This window comes from Yersinia antarctica (assembly GCF_056636475.1).
The window spans coordinates 872,738-891,809 of sequence record NZ_JBSJQF010000001.1 but is presented as its reverse complement, the minus strand read 5'-3'; the positions used below and the strand labels follow the sequence as shown (position 1 = coordinate 891,809).

The following is a 19,072-nucleotide window of genomic DNA, read 5'->3' as shown; positions in this document are numbered from 1 at the left end:
TTTACGTTACTTGCCACAAGAAAGCCGCTGAGTTTACCATAGCCTAAGCGATGTTGCGACGGACTCACCCGCCGCACACATAACCTGTTGATACCCCCTAAGCGCTGACGGTAAAACCCAACATCATGCCAGTATCTTCATGTTCCAACAGATGGCAGTGGGCCATATAAGGCATACTGGCTGGTGCGAGGTGACTAAAACGCACTAATATCTCACTGCGAGCACCTTCCACTCGTACAATATCTTTCCAGCCACGGCGATGCTCTGCCGGTGGTTTGCCGTTTTCTGTCAAAATACGGAACTGTGTCCCGTGGACATGGAAAGGATGTAACATCATGTCGCCTTCACCAGAAACGGTCCACTTCTCGAATTTCCCGAGCTTCGCGTCAAACGCCGGTTCAGTCATCGAGAACGGTTTGCCGTTAATCATATTGGCATGGCTGAAATCAAAAGCTGCCGCACCTTTCATCGCGCCACTCGCCATGCCTTTCATATTGCCACTCTCCATACCGGCCATATTACTGTGATCCATGCCATTCATGGCACCGTTACCCATGTTCATGCCAGCCATTGCTTGCATACCATAACGGCTCATCAGCGCTTGCATCCCTAACATATCCAATTTCGGATCCATCATCAGTTGGAACCAGCGCTCTTGCAGGCCAGTGGCATCGGCTAATGCCGGTACCACAACCAGCGAATCCGGGAGCACCTTGCTACCGGCGGCCAGTGATGGCTGAATGCGCAATACCGGTAATGGCTTATCGAACGGGGCCAGGGTCATACCCATCTGTTTCACTGGCAAAGTAACCAGATCAAGCGGCTTACCATCAGCGGTATCCACCAGCACCTCAAAACGTTCACCCATCAGTATTGGCAACTCACGCACGGCTACCGGTTCGGCCAGTAAGCCACCGTCGCTGGCAATCACATACATCGGGCGGCCATCGCTGAGTGCCAAATTAAGGGAGCGGGCATTACAGCCATTGAGCAGCCTTAGCCGCACCCAACCGCGTGGGGTGATTTGCTGCGGATAGTGTGCTCCATTGGTAAACATCCGATCGCCAAACCAACCAACAGCCGCCGTTATCACATCTAACTGATAATCAATCTGCCCATCTTTACCCAGTAATTTATCCTGCAAAATAACCGGAATATCATCTACACCCCACAGCTTTGGCAGAGGAAGTTTCTCGCTCTCACTGTCATCGATCAGGACCAATCCGCCTAAGCCCATGGCCACTTGCTGGCCAGTTTTCCCATGAGTGTGGGGATGGAACCAGCAGGTAGCCGCCGGTTGATCGACACTAAAAACAACCTGCCGGGTTGTGCCGGGTTGAATCAGTGCCTGTGGACCACCGTCCACTTCGCCGGGGATTTCCAGTCCGTGCCAGTGCACCGTGGTCGCTTCTGGTAGGGAATTAGTGATATCAATAGTGACCGGTTTGCCTCGTTGCAAACGGATGGCAGGCCCCAGTAGATTGCCATTATAACCCCAGGTCTGCGTTGCTGCGGAGGGTAGCCAGGCCACAGTACCGGTCTGGATATTCAAATTAATTTTGCTATTGGCATCGGGCTGGAGCAGAGGTGGAATAGGCAGTGGTGAGAAATCTGCGGCCAAGGCCGCGCGGCTCCATAACGGCAGTGAAGTGGCGGCTCCAAGAGCTGCCGTTAACTTAATAAAATCACGGCGATGCATGGTCGTCTCCATCTTGATAATGAGTGAGTGCCTGCAAGACACAAAAACAGCAGTCTGTGAGCTTAAACCCTCCCCTTACAGGAAGGTCAAGACGTAATCAATCACTTGGTGAATCAATCCAAATCAGGTAAGTGATTCTGGTGATAAATCTGCTTGCAGTAACCTCGCCTGGCAAGGCGCATGGTGCGGGAGAGTCACCTGCATCGCTAACAACCCTGCGGCTTCAACTACGAAGGGTATAATAAAATTTACTCTGAACCATCACAGTGTGATAACGTCTGTTAACAATGAACAAGCCTGTTTCCGCTATGAAAAGAACAACGTTAGTTATGCTGCTGCTTACTCTGTGCGGATTTTCATCTGCCAGTTCTGCATTAAGTGAATCCGAAGCAGAAGATCTTGCGGATCTGACTGCGGTATTTGTCTATCTGAAAAATGATTGTGGTTATAACGAATTACCCAATAACGAAATCAAACGGGCTATCGTCTATTTTGCTCAGCAAAATCGCTGGGACCTGCGTAACTATAATAGCTTTAATATGAAAGCGTTGGGCGAAGAGAGTTATCGCGACCTGCGTGGTATTGCTATTCCAGTTCCTACCAAATGCAAGTCTCTGGCCCGTGACTCGTTGAGTTTATTGGCTTACGCGAACTAACAATCCCGCCTTTATCCTTTCAGTCTGAAATTCCACCGTGCAACCTCATCCAGAGTTGGCTATGATGTTGCCCCCATTTTTCATGGCTGTTACTGCGAAGGAGAAGCCCCGAACATGTCACAGAAAGAACTATGGTATGAAACATTGCATGCCAACTTCGGTCAGTATTTTTCAGTAGAAAATGTGCTGTACCACGAGAAAACCGAGCATCAGGATCTGGTGATTTTTGAAAATCCCGTGCTGGGCCGTGTCATGGCACTGGATGGCGTGGTTCAGACGACCGAGCGCGATGAGTTTATCTATCACGAAATGATGACTCATGTGCCGTTACTGGCCCACGGTCAGGTGAAGAAGGTACTTATCATCGGTGGTGGTGATGGTGCCATGCTGCGTGAAGTCAGCCGCCATAAAAATATCGAACAGATTACCATGGTGGAAATTGACGCCGGTGTCGTGGAGTTCTGCCGCCAATATCTGCCGAATCACAGTGCGGGTGCCTATGACGATCCTCGTTTCACATTAGTTATTGATGATGGTGTTAACTTCGTTAACCAGAGCACTGAAAAATTCGATGTCATCATCTCCGACTGTACCGATCCCATCGGCCCAGGAGAAAGCCTGTTTACCTCAGTTTTCTACGAGGGATGTGCCCGTAGCCTGAACCAAGGCGGCATTTTTGTGGCGCAAAACGGCGTATGCTTCCTACAACAGGATGAAGCCGTCGGCAGCCACAATAAGCTTAACCACTATTTCAGTGATGTCAGTTTTTATCAGGCCGCAATTCCGACCTATTATGGCGGTATTATGACCTTCGCGTGGGCGACTCAGAACCCCTCGCTGCGTCAGTTGGATCTTGCCACGCTACAACAGCGTTTTGCTGAAGCAGGCCTAAACTGCCGCTACTATAACCCAGCCATTCATGTCGGCAGCTTTGCCTTGCCGCAGTATCTGCTGGATGCCTTAACAGCCAAATAAGGAGGTGAACTAAATTGTCCAAGCTTAAACTACACGGCTTCAACAACCTGACCAAAAGCCTGAGTTTTTGTATTTACGATATTTGTTATGCCGAGACCGCAGACGACCGCGATGGCTATATCGCCTACATTGACGAACAGTACAACGCCAACCGCCTGACCGAGATCTTGAGCGAAACCTGCTCGATCATTGGCGCAAATATATTGAATGTCGCACGTCAGGATTACGACCCTCAGGGGGCGAGTGTTACCATTCTGGTCAGCGAAGAACCGGTCGATCCGCGCGATGTTGATACCTCTGAGCACCCCGGCCCGCTGCCAAATGCAGTGGTTGCCCATTTGGACAAGAGCCATATCTGCGTTCATACCTACCCAGAAAGCCACCCTGAAGCGGGGTTATGCACTTTCCGCGCAGATATCGAAGTCTCTACCTGCGGAGTGATTTCACCGCTGAAAGCCCTGAATTACCTTATCCATCAGTTGGAGTCCGACATTGTTACGATGGATTATCGCGTGCGAGGTTTTACCCGTGATATCAATGGGATAAAGCATTTTATCGATCATAAGATCAACTCGATTCAGAATTTCATGTCTGACGATATGAAGTCGCTGTATCACATGATGGATGTGAATGTTTATCAAGAAAACATCTTTCATACCAAGATGATGTTGAAAGACTTCGATTTGAAGCATTACCTGTTTAACGCCAAGCCGGAAGAGCTGAGTGCCGCAGAAAGAGAACGTATTACTCGCCTGTTATATAAAGAGATGCAGGAAATCTACTATGGCCGCAATGTGCCAGAAATGTGATACGTTGCCGGTAATACCACTGTATTTATATGTTATTAATCAGTAATAAGTCAGACAAGAAACCGATTAATCGGGCATAACTCTTTTTGCCCGGTTAATACCTCCAACTCAAGGAATGACCCCGCGAATGAACCGCCTCCCCACCCTATATGGCATTATTGCAATCCTGCTTTGGAGCATGAGTGTCGCTTTAACGCGCGGACTATCTGAAACCTTGGGTCCGTTTGGGGCCGGAGCGGCAATTTACAGCCTGAGTGGAGTTTTGGTGTGGTTGGTGGCGGGTAAACCTACGTTACGTGGACAGCATCCAGCTTATCTGTACGGTTGTGGTTTACTATTTGTGGTGTATATGGTGGCGTTCGCTTTGGCTATTGGTATGGCTAATGACCGTCAGCAGACACTGGAAATTGGCTTGATCAATTACCTGTGGCCGAGTTTAACCTTGCTGTTAGCGGTTCCATTACTTAAGCTGCGTGCCCGTTGGTGGTTATGGCTGGGAGTTGCACTTGCTCTATTCGGTGTAATCTGGGTAGTCAGCGGTGGAAACGGACTAGATATCAACGTATTGAGCACCAATGTTCGCAGTAACCCTCTGGCCTACAGCCTGGCACTCATCGCGGCGTTTACCTGGGCGGCTTATTCCAATCTGGTCCGTTTGTACAGCCGTGGACCAGGGGCGTTGCCGCTGTTTTTACTCGCCTGCGCCCTGTGTTTGTGGGTCATGTTCTTTATGCTGACCCCCGGCAAGTTGCATTTCACCACACGGGCAACATTTGAACTGTTACTTATGGGAGCCAACACTGCGCTGGCCTATCTGTGTTGGGATATTGCCATGAAAAAGGGCAATGCCACATTAGTGGCTGCTCTATCCTACTTCACACCACTGCTATCGATATTGATTGCCAGCTTGTGGCTCAATACCCTGCCCTCAGCCGCTTTCTGGCCTGGAGTGGCGATGGTGGTGGTAGGTTCTCTGCTGTGCTGGTCTGCCAGCCGCAATCCCCTTCGGACTTGAAGCCGCAGGTTGGCAGCAACTCCAAGTTCTTTGAGTAAATATTTTATTTAGAAGTAATGAAGTTACGATAGCCTTTCAATACCAGCAGAAAGTCCTCTAACCCGCACAGACAGAGGCTTTCTTCATCATAGTAATTCATGCCCTCTTCCATCTCATCGCCGTCTAGATCCAGTTGATTGGCACGCACCATCACTTCTTCCCCATCCAGCCACAAGGTATATTCATGGCCGGTCAACTGCCACTGGCGCTCACTGCCTTTCACTTCCATAGCGGCAGCTTCAATTTGATCGAGTTTCGCCAGGTCGCCCTTAATCTCTTCATTGAGCCAATGGCCGATCACTTCATGTCCCATGGAGAATCTGACCAGCACTTGCCCTGTTAAATCACGCAAGAATTCATAGTCCATAGCATGCCCTCCTGATGCTCTTATAATTATTGTAACCGTATTTAGCCCACCCACTTGGCGCAAGCTCGCAAAGCCGGTAAATACCACTAAGATTTCACTACCAGACGGTTTGTTTAAAATAGAAACGGGAGGCCATAGGCCTCCCGTCAGATACGTATTATACATCATACCCAAAGTAATTGGTGTTACAGATAGGCGGCAAGCTAACAGCCCTGTAACTCCAAAGACAAAGGGTATAGCTGTTTAGACTGCGGTTTGGAAGATAACACCGTCAGCTTTGTCCGTATATTGGCTCAACTGATCGAAGTTCAGGTAGCGATAAGTATCCTCTGCGGTCTTATCAACCTGAGCCATATAAGTTTGATATTCCTCAGGCGTTGGCAGACGCCCCAGCAGTGATGCAATCGCCGCCAGTTCAGCCGACGCCAGATAGACATTTGCCCCATTCCCCAAGCGATTCGGGAAGTTACGGGTTGACGTAGAAACCACTGTCGCACCATCAGCCACACGAGCCTGGTTACCCATACACAGTGAACAGCCCGGAATCTCAATACGGGCACCACTCTTACCAAAGACGCTGTAGTAGCCCTCTTCAGTCAACTGTGCGGCATCCATTTTGGTCGGCGGTGCAACCCACAAACGTGTTGGCAATTGGCCTTTATGTTGATCCAGCAACTTACCCGCCGCACGGAAGTGGCCAATGTTGGTCATGCAAGAACCGATAAACACTTCATCGATCTTGCTGTTAGCCACATCAGACAACAAGCGAGCATCATCTGGATCGTTTGGCGCACACAGAATAGGTTGTGTGATATCAGCCAGATCGATTTCGATTACCGCTGCATATTCCGCATCGGCATCGCCTTCCAGTAGATTTGGATTCGCCAGCCAGCTTTCCATACCATTAACCCGTCGCTCCAGCGTACGGCGGTCGCCGTAGCCTTCCGCAATCATCCACTTCAACAAGACGATATTGGATTGCAGGTATTCAGTGATCGGCGCTTTATCCAATTTAATGGTACAACCAGCAGCAGAACGTTCAGCGGAAGCATCGGCCAACTCGAATGCCTGTTCGACTTTCAGCTCTGGCAGGCCTTCAATTTCCAGAATTCGGCCAGAGAAGATGTTCTTCTTGCCTTGCTTCTCAACCGTCAGCAGGCCTTCCTGAATCGCGTAGTAAGGAATTGCATGCACCAGATCACGCAGAGTGATACCCGGCTGCATTTTACCTTTAAAACGCACCAGCACCGATTCAGGCATGTCCAAAGGCATTACACCTGTTGCGGCCGCAAAGGCCACCAAACCAGAACCTGCCGGGAAGGAGATCCCAATCGGGAAACGAGTATGGGAATCACCACCGGTACCAACCGTATCTGGCAACAGCATGCGGTTCAACCACGAGTGGATGATGCCATCACCAGGACGCAGCGATACGCCACCACGGTTCATAATGAAATCAGGCAAAGTATGGTGAGTGGTCACATCAACGGGCTTAGGATAAGCGGCAGTATGACAGAATGACTGCATCACCAAATCAGCGGAGAAGCCCAGACAGGCCAGGTCTTTCAGTTCATCACGGGTCATCGGGCCGGTGGTGTCTTGTGAACCGACCGAGGTCATCTTAGGTTCGCAGTATTCGCCTGGGCGCACACCTTCAACACCACATGCGCGGCCAACCATTTTCTGTGCCAGCGAGAAGCCTTTATTGCTTTTGGCAACCGGCTTCGCCACACGGAATACTTCGCTGACTGGCAGACCCAGCGACTCACGAGCTTTAGTGGTCAAGCCACGGCCAACAATCAGTGGAATACGCCCACCAGCACGGACTTCGTCCAGCAACACGTCAGTTTTCAGCTCGAAGGTCGCGAGTATCTCACCAGTATCATGGCGGCGTACTTCGCCGAGATACGGGAAGATATCAATCACGTCGCCCATGTTTAGATTGGCAACATCCACTTCGATTGGCAAAGCACCGGCATCTTCCATCGTGTTAAAGAAGATCGGGGCAATTTTGCTGCCCAGCACCACACCGCCGCCGCGCTTGTTCGGCACGTAAGGGATGTCGTCGCCCATAAACCACAGCACCGAGTTAGTGGCGGATTTACGGGAAGAACCGGTACCGACTACATCACCGACGTAGGCCAGCGGGAAACCGATTTTGTTCAGTTCTTCGATCTGTTTGATCGGGCCAACGCTACCCGGTTGATCTGGGTGAATGCCTTCACGGGCATTTTTCAGCATCGCCAAGGCATGTAGTGGAATATCAGGGCGCGACCAGGCATCTTGCGCCGGGGACAAATCATCGGTATTGGTTTCACCGGTTACTTTGAATACGGTGACCGTGATTTTTTCGGCCAAAGGCGGTCGGGAGAGATACCATTCGGCATCAGCCCAGGATTGCATCACCTTCTTGGCGTGTGGGTTACCCGCTTTGGCTTTTTCTTCCACATCGTAGAAGTTATCAAACATCAGCAAGGTGTGAGATAACGCTTTGCCCGCAATCGGTGCCAGCTTTTCGTTATCTAACGCATCAATCAGCGGATGAATGTTATAACCGCCCTGCATAGTGCCAAGCAGTTCAATCGCTTTTTCAGCGTTAATCAGAGGGGAGTTGGCTTCACCCTTGGCAATCGCCGCCAGGAAACCGGCTTTAACGTAGGCTGCTTCATCAACACCGGGTGGAACACGGTTGATCAGCAGATCTAACAAAAATTCTTCTTCGCCCGCCGGCGGATTTTTTAATGATTCAACCAGCGCGGCCATTTGTGATGCATCTAATGGCTTGGGGACGATACCCTCAGCAGCACGCTCGGCTACGTGCTTACGGTATTCTTCTAGCACGACTCTCTCCTCGCTTTTATTGTCATTTATACCCATCATCTTTCAAACCGCAGATGTGTTGGCTGCTCTCGCTCACCCGAATCACTTACTTATGTAAGCTCATCGGGACTCTCTCGTTGGCCGCCTTCCTGCACCTTGAAATCTATTGGGTATATTTCCAGGCTATCAGTAGCCACCAGCCATCATCACTGATGCAGTAGGTGTAAGTAAGATGCCCAGTTTGCCCAGCCAGCATACCAGTATTTGAACTCAGTGTTAATTCGTTCACATAAAAGCAACATTAAATTTTTGCTGAATCGTTGAGCGCAGTGTAATCACCTGAAGTATTGATAATGGCTCTCAGTTAGCCTCTCACCGTAGGGCAATATCCGCAAAAACACCGCTGTATGATAACCACAGTAAATGAATGGATACCATCTCTCTATGAGAATCTCGTGCTATTGATATGACTTTTAGGGTGATAAATAACGAAGGGAAGATATTGTGGCGATAAATGAAGCAGAAACAGTCGATAACCACTGTTTCTGCTTTGATAAAAGACTCTATGCCCCAAGTATGAAGGGCATTTAGAATTGGGTATTCAAGCTAACAAAATAGGTCCGGCCCGGCTCATTGTAAGTCGCTGCCCCTGCACCCGCGATACCGGCTACGCTCTGAGCATTCCCGGCACGGAACTGGCGTTTGTCGAACAGGTTTTCAATCCCAGTGGTGACACTGACATTTTTTGTCACTGTATAGCTAGCACTGAGACCAAAGATGGCATATGGGCTGACTTCATTGCGTGCCGTACCCGTAACCGGCAGACCTTGATAGTCATATTTTTTCGGCTTCTGACGCCCATACCAGGTCACCGTGGATAGCAGTGACAAATCATCAGTTGCCTGCCAGTTCAGTGAACTATTCAAAGTAAACTCCGGCGTGATCGATAAGTAATCGCCGGTGCTTTTGTTCTTCGACTCCAGCATGTAGGTCAGATTGCTGCTCCACTGTACTGTCTCAGTGAAGGGCACGGTCAGATTACCTTCCAACCCTTCCACCAACGCTTTCGGCACGTTACTCCACTTGAAGATATCGGAATTAGCATAAGTACCGGTACCACCACTGGCAGTCCCGAGGGAGACCAAACCCGGCTCGATCTTATTACGATAATCATTACGGAAGTAAGTGATACCGGCAATAATGCCGTCATCGTGGAACTCGAACCCGATCTCTTTGTTTACGCTGGTTTCAGCAGACAGAGAATCATTACCCATCAGGTAGCAACTGCCGCCACCGCCATAGCAACCTTGACCACGGCTATATAACAGATAGTTAGGGTTGGTTTGATAGAGATTTGGCGCTTTATAAGAACGGGCAATACCCATTTTCATGGTGAAGTAATCACCCAGTTCCTGTGACAGATTCAGGCCCGGACTCCAGTTACTTCCCGCGGTGCTGTGATGATCAAAGCGCAGTGCTGGGGTGAGCATGGTGGTATCCGTCAACTCGATATTATCCTCAACAAATACCGAGGCTATCTGCGCCGAGCTACGAGTATTACGCCCAGTCCCCGTCAAGCCGCTGACACTGCCACCCTCACTCGTCGTTTGGGTATTAGAGCTTGGATCGTTCATTTTCTGGTCATTCCATTCCGCCCCCACGGTCAGCACCTGATTAACGCCCAATTCAAATGGCAGGTTAACCTCGGAGTGGGCCAGATAGTTGTCCAGCTTGATAGTACTGAAATATTTATTTGAGAATATGCCTTCTGTACCGCCCGCCAGCCCCTCATTAATTCGTGAGTTGCGCGTATCTTCATACTGAAAATAGGAGGTTGTACTGACGCCGTTATCCCAAAAGCCACGGTGTGTTAGCGAGAAATTATCGCGGTACATCACGTTAGTTTCCGCACCGTATAAGCTGCGAACTATGGCATTGCTGTTTGTGTTTTGTGTATCACCGGCATAAATATTTCCCTGGCGGCTATAACCTGCCTCGAACTCCAGAGATTGGCCTTGGGCAAATTCCCAACGCAGTAACCCGTTGATATCTTTATTTCGTACCCCTTCACGGCCAGCAGGCAGTGTACCGGCCTGGTTACCGGTACGGGCAGATTCATGGCCTTGGTTAATATCCCAATCATCAGCATCGGTTTTATTGTATCCGCCATACAAGCGGAAACTGACGGTATCACTTAGCGGCCCCAACAGACTGAAATCGGTACGACGAGTCGCGCCTTCCTCGCTGTGCTGCGGCAGGTTCATATAGGCGTTCCAGCTACCATGTAGTTCTTTGTCCGGCTGTTTGGTGATGATATTCACTACACCACCGGCTGCACCGTTGCCATAGCGTGCCGCTGACGGCCCGCGTAAAACTTCTATTTTCTCAACCATATTCGCGGGAACCCAGTTGGTATCACCACGGGTATCACGTTCACCACGCCAGCCATAACGCACCGCATTACGGCTGGAGACCGGTATGCCATCAATCATAATCAGCGTATTTTCAGGTCCCATGCCACGAATATCAATTTGGCGATTATTGCCACGCTGACCACTGGCAGAGTTACCGGAAAGATTAACACCCGGCATGGTGCGGATAATTTCGGACAGGTCATTCGCGGGTGGCCGTTTGCGGATATCTTCTGCGGTGATAGTGGATGCCCCCAGCGCCTGACGAACTTGCTGTTGAGCGGTCACCACCAGCGTATCTCCGGTGGTTGCCGACCCACCGGCCACAGCAGGCTCTTGCTGCGATGTGGTGGCGGTTGTTTGCGCTGTCGTCTGTGTCGCTGCTGTGGACTCAGCTTGATTTGTCGCTTGAGTTTGTGCCCAGAGCGGAGTCGATATGCAAATACCGATCAATGTCGTCAGAGAACGCCGTTGCCATTTTACTTTCATTACACTTTCCCCTGATGCAAAAAAGCCCACAGCAAATATCCGCAGAGTAAAATCTCTGGCAATCTATTCGTTGGGCGATAAAGGCGAACAAGATTGATAATTATTTCCATTATCAATTCATCGCGTTAATTGTTACATTTGCATATAGGGAAAAGGTTTGTGCAAACAGCAAATCTGTTTGTCAGAACGTCAATGTTGTCATAATGTCAGTGGAGAGTTCGTCATGTCGGCGGTGAAGCAAAACAAATTACGCAATGTCTCTCCCTCATCCAAACCGATTTATCGTGAACAAATTGTGCAACAATCGAATCTGGTTGCCAGTGATTATCAACTGAGCAGCGTGAAATCATTGTCCACTGACCCGGTATTGTTTGGCGACTTTCAAGTATTGCGTCTGAACCCACATCTGATTTTACATACCGCGAATGTCACCAACCTCTGTGATATCAAGACACAAAACCGGCTTAATCCAGCACTGAAACTGGCTATTGTGGTTAGTGGCAGCGCGCATATCTCATTCGGCGGTCAACAGTTGCATTTGCAGGAAAAAGGCGATGCCTCGCTGGTCTCATTAACTGAAAGCACCCTGTTTACTCGCCACGGTAAAAACAACAGTCACGAGCGCACATTAACACTGACTTTTGACCGTGAATGGCTGTATGGCGATTTGCTGCCACAAGCCGGCGCATGGGATACGTTGTATAACTTTACCCAACAGCATCTGGCGATTCATTTATGGCGCCCATCAGTTCACTCGCAAGCCATTGCTCAGAAAATAGCGAGCGCCCCACCCTTTTCAACGCCGCTGGAGCGGTTGCAATGGGAAACACAATGTATTGGGCTGATCATTGAAGCGTTCAGTTCACTGGAGCAGCAAGCTCAACAGCAAAATAAAATCTCATTACGTGGATTGAACCGAGTCCAGCAGGTACGTGACTGGCTGGAAAGTGGTGAGGCTGACCACCTATCGATGAGTGAATTAGCCGGTCTGGTGAATATGAGCCAGAGTACCTTGCAGCGACGTTTTCGTGAAAGTTACCACATTACGGTATTTGAATATCTGCGCCATTGTCGTTTAAAGCGGGCCATGCTGGCATTACAGAAAGAAGGAGTCAGTATCGATCAAGCCGCCGCCATTGCTGGTTATACCAGCCCAGCCAACTTTGCCACCGCACTGCGGCGGACCTTTCATATCTCGCCCAGTCAACTACGGGCGGGATCGATTTTTGATCGATAAAAAATACCTGAGTGATAAAAACCTTTAAACAAAAAAACGGCCCCTGTTAAGGAGCCGCTTCATTATCTTGCTGTATTAGCGAAAATTATTTCTTTTTCGCTTTCGGATTAGGCAAGTCGGTAATGCTACCTTCGTAGATTTCCGCAGCCAGACCGACAGATTCATGCAAGGTAGGGTGAGCATGGATGGTCAACGCGATATCTTCCGCATCACAACCCATCTCGATCGCCAGACCGATTTCACCTAACAGTTCACCACCGTTAGTCCCAACAATGGCACCACCGATGATACGGTGAGTTTCTTTGTCGAAGATAAGTTTAGTCATACCGTCTGCGCAATCTGAAGCGATAGCACGGCCCGATGCCGCCCACGGGAAGGTGGAGGTCTCAAAGCTGATGCCTTTTTCTTTCGCTTCTTTCTCAGTCAGACCCACCCATGCGACTTCAGGTTCAGTGTACGCAATAGATGGAATGACTTTCGGATCGAAGTAATGTTTCAGGCCGGAGATAACTTCAGCAGCAACATGACCTTCGTGCACACCTTTATGTGCCAGCATTGGCTGACCCACGATGTCACCGATAGCAAAGATATGCGGCACGTTGGTACGCAGTTGTTTATCAACGTGGATAAAGCCACGCTCATCAACTTCTACACCAGCCTGACCGGCATCCAGCAATTTGCCGTTAGGTACACGGCCGATAGCCACCAGAACGGCATCATAGCGCTGTGGTTCTGCTGGCGCTTTTTTGCCTTCCATCGTGACATAGATACCGTCTTCTTTGGCTTCTACCGCCGTCACTTTGGTTTCCAGCATCAGGTTGAACTGCTTGCTGATGCGCTTGGTGAAAACTTTCACCACGTCTTTATCAGCAGCCGGAATAACCTGGTCAGCCATTTCTACCACATCAATTTTCGAGCCCAGCGCATGGTAAACCGTACCCATTTCCAGACCGATGATGCCACCGCCCATAACCAGCAGACGTTCAGGTACGGTTTTCAGTGCCAGTGCATCAGTTGAGTCCCAAACACGTGGGTCTTCATGAGGAATAAATGGCAGTTGGATTGGGCGAGAACCGGCCGCGATAATCGCGTTATCGAAGGTAATGGTAGTTGGGCCATTTTCGCCTTCAACCACTAAGGTATTCGCGCCAGTAAATTTACCAAAACCATTAACCACTTTGACTTTACGGCCTTTAGCCATACCTGCCAAACCACCGGTCAACTGATTGATAACTTTCTCTTTCCAGACACGGACTTTATCAATGTCAGTTTTAGGCTCACCAAAAACGATACCGTGTTCAGCCAGCGCCTTAGCTTCTTCGATAACTTTGGCAACGTGCAACAATGCCTTGGAAGGGATACAACCCACATTCAGGCAAACACCACCCAAAGTAGAGTAACGCTCAACCAGAATGGTTTCCAAACCTAAATCCGCGCAACGAAAAGCAGCAGAGTACCCTGCTGGACCTGCCCCAAGTACCACGACCTGAGTTTTAATTTCAGTACTCATCATGACCTCTTAATTGTTTGTCCGGCGAAATACCCTTCATCTTTCAAACTGTAGGCGCGTTAACACCCCTGCGACTTCAAGAACGAAAGGTATAACAAGGCCGGCGCTAAGCCGGCCTTGACGATTACATCACCAGACGACGAATGTCGGCCAGCATGTTGTTGATGATGGTGATAAAGCGCGCACCATCAGCACCGTCAATCACACGGTGGTCGAAGGAGAGCGACATCGGCATCATCAGACGCGGCTGGAACTCTTTACCGTTCCAGACTGGCTCTATCGCAGACTTGGATACACCCAGAATAGCCACTTCCGGCGCGTTAACAATCGGCGCGAAGTGAGTTGTCCCGATACCGCCCAGGCTGGAGATGGTGAAGCAACCGCCCTGCATTTCGCCAGCGGTCAGCTTACCATCACGAGCTTTCTTGGAGATAGCCATCAGTTCACGGGACAGTTCAGTGATGCTTTTCTTGTTCACATCCTTGAATACCGGAACGACCAGACCATTTGGCGTATCTACCGCGACACCGATGTTGATGTACTTTTTCAGTGTCAGCTTCTGACCGTCTTCGGACAGTGAGCTGTTGAAACGTGGCATCTGCTCGAGAGCAGCAGCAACAGCTTTCATGATGAACACCACTGGGGTGAACTTCACGTCCAGCTTACGCTTGGCAGCTTCGTCGTTCTGCAGCTTACGGAACGCTTCCAGATCGGTGATATCGGTTTTGTCGAAGTGAGTTACATGTGGGATCATGACCCAGTTACGGCTCAGGTTCGCACCAGAGATTTTCTGGATACGGCCTAATTCAACTTCTTCAATCTCACCGAACTTGCTGAAATCAACTTTCGGCCAAGGCAGCATGCCCGGCAGACCGCCGCCAGTGGCAGCAGTTGGTGCTGTTTCAGCACGTTTGACCGCATCTTTCACGTAGGCCTGAACGTCTTCGCGCAGGATACGACCTTTACGGCCGGTACCTTTCACTTTCGCCAGGTTTACGCCAAATTCACGCGCTAAACGGCGGATAACCGGCGTGGCATGCACGTAAGCGTCATTCTCAGCGAACTCGCCTTTGCTCTCAGCTTTCGCGCCAGGAGCGCTGGCCGCTTTAGCCGGTGCAGCAGCAGGAGCCGCTTGCTGGGCAGGCGCGGCAGCAGGGGCTGCGCCTTCCACTTCGAACACCATAATCAGCGAGCCGGTTTTAACTTTGTCGCCAGTGTTGATTTTGATTTCTTTAACGGTACCGGCAAATGGTGCTGGCACTTCCATTGAAGCCTTATCGCCTTCAACGGTGATCAGTGATTGTTCAGCGGCAACTTTATCCCCGACTTTAACCATCACTTCAGTCACTTCAACTTCATCATCGCCGATGTCTGGCACGTCGACATTTTTAACCGCAGAGGCTGTTGCCGCCGCCGGTGCTGCTGCCGGTGCTGACTCAGTTGCCGCAGCGGGTGCCGCAGCACCTGCTACTTCAAATACCATGATAAGAGAACCGGTGCTGACTTTATCGCCAGTGCTGATTTTGATCTCTTTAACGGTACCGGCGAATGGCGCTGGCACTTCCATAGAGGCTTTATCGCCCTCTACAGTGATCAGCGATTGTTCAGCCGCAACAGTGTCGCCCACTTTGACCATAATCTCGGTGACTTCAACTTCGTCAGAACCGATATCCGGCACCGCAACGTCTTTCGCCGCGCTGGCCACAGAAGCCGCTGCCTGAGCCGGGGCTGCTGGCTTTTCTTCGGCTGTTGCAGGCGCCGCAGCGGCACCTGTTGCTTCGAAGATCATCATCAGTTTGCCGGTCGCGACAGTATCGCCAACTGCAATTTTGATTTCTTTAACTACGCCCGCCTGCGGTGATGGGACTTCCATGGAAGCTTTATCACCTTCAACGGTGATAAGCGACTGTTCCGCTTCAACGGTATCGCCTACTTTCACCATAATTTCGGTGACTTCCACTTCATCTGCACCGATGTCTGGTACGTTAATTTCAATAGCCATTTGTTCTTTACCTCTTATGCCAGACGCGGGTTAACTTTATCGGCGTCGATACCAAACTTGGTAATTGCTTGTGCAACTACGCTGGCGTCGATGTCACCGCGTTTAGCCAATTCACCCAGAGCTGCAACCACAACGTAAGAAGCATCAACTTCGAAGTGGTGACGCAGGTTCTCACGGCTGTCAGAGCGGCCGAAACCATCTGTACCCAGAACGCGGAACTCGCTGGCAGGAATGAAGTTACGAATTTGTTCAGCGAACAGCTTCATGTAGTCAGTTGAAGCAACTGCTGGTGCGTCGTTCATGACTTGAGCCACATAAGGAACGCGTGGCGTTTCTGTTGGGTGCAGCATGTTCCAACGCTCACAATCCTGACCGTCACGAGCCAGTTCAGTGAATGAAGTTACGCTGTACACGTCAGAACCAACACCGTAGTCGTTAGCCAGAATCTGAGCCGCTTCGCGAACGTGACGCAGGATTGCACCTGAACTCATCAACTGCACTTTGCCTTTGCTACCTGCAACAGTTTCCAGTTTGTAGATACCTTTACGGATACCTTCTTCTGCGCCCTGTGGCATTGCTGGCATGTGGTAGTTTTCGTTCAGCGTGGTCAGGTAGTAATAGACGTTTTCCTGCGCTTCACCGTACATACGCTCCAGACCGTCATGCATGATGACAGCAACTTCATAAGCATAGGCCGGATCGTAAGAGATACAGTTCGGGATAGTCAGTGACTGAATGTGGCTATGACCATCTTCATGTTGCAGACCTTCGCCATTCAGAGTAGTACGACCTGAAGTACCACCGATCAGGAAGCCACGCGCCTGTTGGTCACCCGCAGCCCAGCACAGGTCACCGATACGTTGGAAACCAAACATGGAGTAGTAGATGTAGAACGGGATCATTGGCAGATCATTGGTGCTGTATGAGGTCGCAGCAGCCAGCCATGAAGAGGCAGCACCCAGTTCGTTGATCCCTTCTTGCAGGATCTGGCCTTTTTCGTCTTCTTTGTAGTAAGCAACCTGCTCACGGTCTTGCGGGGTGTACTGCTGACCATTCGGGCTGTAAATACCAATCTGACGGAACAGACCTTCCATACCAAAAGTACGCGCTTCGTCAGCAATGATTGGAACAATTCTGTCTTTGATAGATTTGTTCTTCAGCATCACGTTCAGCACACGCACGAAGGCGATAGTGGTAGAGATCTCTTTGTTCTGCTCTTCCAGCAAGGAGCTGAAATCTGACAACGCAGGGATTTCCAGCTTCTCGGTGAACTTAGGCATGCGGGTTGGCACATAGCCTTCCAGCGCCTGACGACGTTCATGCAGATATTTGTACTCTTCGGAATCTTTCTCGAAGGTAATGTAAGGCAGTTTTTCGATATCAGCATCGGCAACTGGTACATTGAAACGATCGCGGAAGTGGTGAACCCCTTCCATGTTCATTTTCTTCACCTGGTGAGCAATATTTTTACCTTCTGCTGTTTCGCCCATGCCGTAACCTTTAATGGTGTGGGCCAGGATAACAGTTGGTTTACCGGTGGTTTCTTGTGCTTTCTTCAGTGCGGCAAAGACTTTCTTCGGATCATGACCGCCACGGTTCAGAGACCAGATCTCATCGTCGCTCATGTCTTTCACTAATGCAGCAGTTTCAGGGAAACGGCCAAAGAAGTGTTCGCGGACATAAGCGCCGTCTTTGGATTTAAAGGTCTGGTAGTCGCCATCCAGGGTTTCGTTCATCAATTGGATCAGTTTACCGCTGGTATCTTTACGCAGTAGCTCATCCCAACGACTACCCCAAATCACTTTCAGAACCTGCCAGCCAGCACCATTGAAGATACCATCCAGCTCATTGATAATCTTGCCGTTACCGGTAACCGGGCCATCCAGGCGCTGCAAGTTACAGTTGATAACGAAGACCAGGTTATCCAGTTTTTCACGGGTCGCGATGGTGATCGCACCTTTGGATTCCGGCTCATCCATCTCGCCGTCGCCCAAGAAGGCGTACACGGTCTGTGCTGCAGTGTCTTTCAGACCACGGTGATGGAGGTATTTCAGGAACTTGGCCTGATAGATTGCACTGATTGGGCCAAGGCCCATCGATACAGTTGGGAACTGCCAGAATTCAGGCATCAGTTTCGGATGCGGGTAAGAAGACAGACCCTTACCATCGACTTCCTGACGGAAGTTATCCATTTGCTCTTGAGTCAGGCGGCCTTCAAGGAAAGCACGCGCGTAAACACCTGGAGAAATGTGGCCCTGGAAGTAAACCAGATCGCCGCCGTCTTTTTGGTTACGAGCACGGAAGAAGTGGTTGAAGCAAACCTCGTAGAAGGTAGCGGAAGACTGGAAGGATGCCATGTGGCCGCCCAAATCCAGATCTTTCTTCGACGCACGCAACACGGTCATCACAGCATTCCAACGGATAGCGCTACGAATACGACGCTCAAGCTCCAGGTTGCCAGGGTAAGCGGGTTCGTCTTCTACCGCGATGGTGTTGATGTAATCACGGTTGGCAGAACCTGCCGCAACGCTCACGCCACCTTTACGGGCTTCGCCCAAAACCTGATCAATCAGATACTGAGCACGCTCAACACCCTCTTCACGGATGACCGATTCGATCGCCTGTAGCCAGTCGCGGGTTTCGATCGGATCCACGTCATTATTTAAACGTTCTGACATGGTGGTATTCCTTATCTGTTTCTAATGGTTTATTTGGAGCCTATCTTCCTGTGCTTTAACCCCAGGCTAAAGCACGTGCCCTGGTGAAAACACCGGAAGATAGGCCCATCAGTTTGTCCCCGTCATACTTCAAGCTGTAGAGGCGTTGGCTGTACTCTCTCACCCCAGTCACTTACCCAAGTAAGCTCCTGAGGATTCATTCCCTTGCCGCCTACCTACAACTCGAATTATTTTGGGTATAGTTGCCGCTAATAATTCTCAAATGAGAATAACTACCCAACGAAATTGGAGTTACGGCAGCGCTGCCAGAGAACGAATCTCGATGAGCTGACCCAAGTCAGTGATTCGGGTGAGTTCACGCAGCT

General features: G+C 50.1%; 12 protein-coding genes. 5 read left to right on the top strand and 7 right to left on the bottom strand.

Annotated features, from left to right (window positions below; translation table 11 throughout):
- Window positions 1–97: 97 nt before the first annotated feature.
- A complete protein-coding gene (gene cueO, locus ACWJJO_RS03950; RefSeq protein ID WP_083160472.1) occupies window positions 98–1,699 on the bottom strand; it encodes a multicopper oxidase CueO in 1,602 nt (533 codons plus the stop codon).
- A gap of 308 nt (window positions 1,700–2,007) precedes the next feature.
- Between cueO and ACWJJO_RS03945 the strand changes: the two genes are divergently transcribed.
- From ACWJJO_RS03945 to yddG, 4 genes are all read left to right on the top strand, one after another.
- Window positions 2,008–2,355, top strand: coding sequence for a YacC family pilotin-like protein (locus ACWJJO_RS03945; protein ID WP_016266377.1), 348 nt, complete (start codon window positions 2,008–2,010; stop codon window positions 2,353–2,355).
- Window positions 2,356–2,469: 114 nt separating this feature from the next.
- Complete coding sequence (gene speE / locus ACWJJO_RS03940) at window positions 2,470–3,330, top strand: polyamine aminopropyltransferase (protein ID WP_083160474.1); 861 nt, start codon at window positions 2,470–2,472, stop codon at window positions 3,328–3,330.
- Window positions 3,331–3,344: 14 nt separating this feature from the next.
- A complete protein-coding gene (gene speD / locus ACWJJO_RS03935) occupies window positions 3,345–4,139 on the top strand; it encodes an adenosylmethionine decarboxylase (RefSeq protein WP_083160476.1) in 795 nt (264 codons plus the stop codon).
- Window positions 4,140–4,266: 127 nt separating this feature from the next.
- Entirely contained in the window at window positions 4,267–5,154 is an 888-nt protein-coding gene (gene yddG / locus ACWJJO_RS03930; RefSeq protein ID WP_083160478.1) for an aromatic amino acid DMT transporter YddG, read from the top strand.
- Window positions 5,155–5,197: 43 nt separating this feature from the next.
- Here yddG and yacL read toward each other — a convergent pair whose 3' ends face one another.
- The 3 genes from yacL to ACWJJO_RS03915 form a co-directional block, all read right to left on the bottom strand.
- Window positions 5,198–5,560 carry a protein YacL gene (gene yacL / locus ACWJJO_RS03925; protein ID WP_083160480.1) on the bottom strand — a complete coding sequence of 121 codons (363 nt, stop codon included), beginning with the start codon at window positions 5,558–5,560 and terminating at the stop codon, window positions 5,198–5,200.
- A gap of 243 nt (window positions 5,561–5,803) precedes the next feature.
- On the bottom strand, window positions 5,804–8,401 hold the full coding sequence (gene acnB / locus ACWJJO_RS03920; RefSeq protein WP_372568684.1) for a bifunctional aconitate hydratase 2/2-methylisocitrate dehydratase: 2,598 nt from the start codon (window positions 8,399–8,401) through the stop codon (window positions 5,804–5,806).
- Between the two features lie 566 nt (window positions 8,402–8,967).
- Window positions 8,968–11,280 (bottom strand): TonB-dependent siderophore receptor, encoded by a 2,313-nt coding sequence (locus ACWJJO_RS03915; RefSeq protein WP_481090654.1) that lies wholly within the window; start codon window positions 11,278–11,280, stop codon window positions 8,968–8,970.
- 223 nt (window positions 11,281–11,503) lie between these two features.
- Between ACWJJO_RS03915 and ACWJJO_RS03910 the strand changes: the two genes are divergently transcribed.
- Complete coding sequence (locus tag ACWJJO_RS03910; RefSeq protein WP_420072767.1) at window positions 11,504–12,517, top strand: helix-turn-helix domain-containing protein; 1,014 nt, start codon at window positions 11,504–11,506, stop codon at window positions 12,515–12,517.
- An 85-nt stretch (window positions 12,518–12,602) separates the two neighbouring features.
- Here ACWJJO_RS03910 and lpdA read toward each other — a convergent pair whose 3' ends face one another.
- The 3 genes from lpdA to aceE form a co-directional block, all read right to left on the bottom strand.
- Complete coding sequence (gene lpdA / locus ACWJJO_RS03905; RefSeq protein WP_050086092.1) at window positions 12,603–14,027, bottom strand: dihydrolipoyl dehydrogenase; 1,425 nt, start codon at window positions 14,025–14,027, stop codon at window positions 12,603–12,605.
- A 124-nt stretch (window positions 14,028–14,151) separates the two neighbouring features.
- Complete coding sequence (gene aceF / locus ACWJJO_RS03900; RefSeq protein ID WP_372568682.1) at window positions 14,152–16,029, bottom strand: pyruvate dehydrogenase complex dihydrolipoyllysine-residue acetyltransferase; 1,878 nt, start codon at window positions 16,027–16,029, stop codon at window positions 14,152–14,154.
- Window positions 16,030–16,043: 14 nt separating this feature from the next.
- On the bottom strand, window positions 16,044–18,707 hold the full coding sequence (aceE, locus tag ACWJJO_RS03895) for a pyruvate dehydrogenase (acetyl-transferring), homodimeric type (RefSeq protein ID WP_083160488.1): 2,664 nt from the start codon (window positions 18,705–18,707) through the stop codon (window positions 16,044–16,046).
- Window positions 18,708–19,072: the final 365 nt, after the last annotated feature.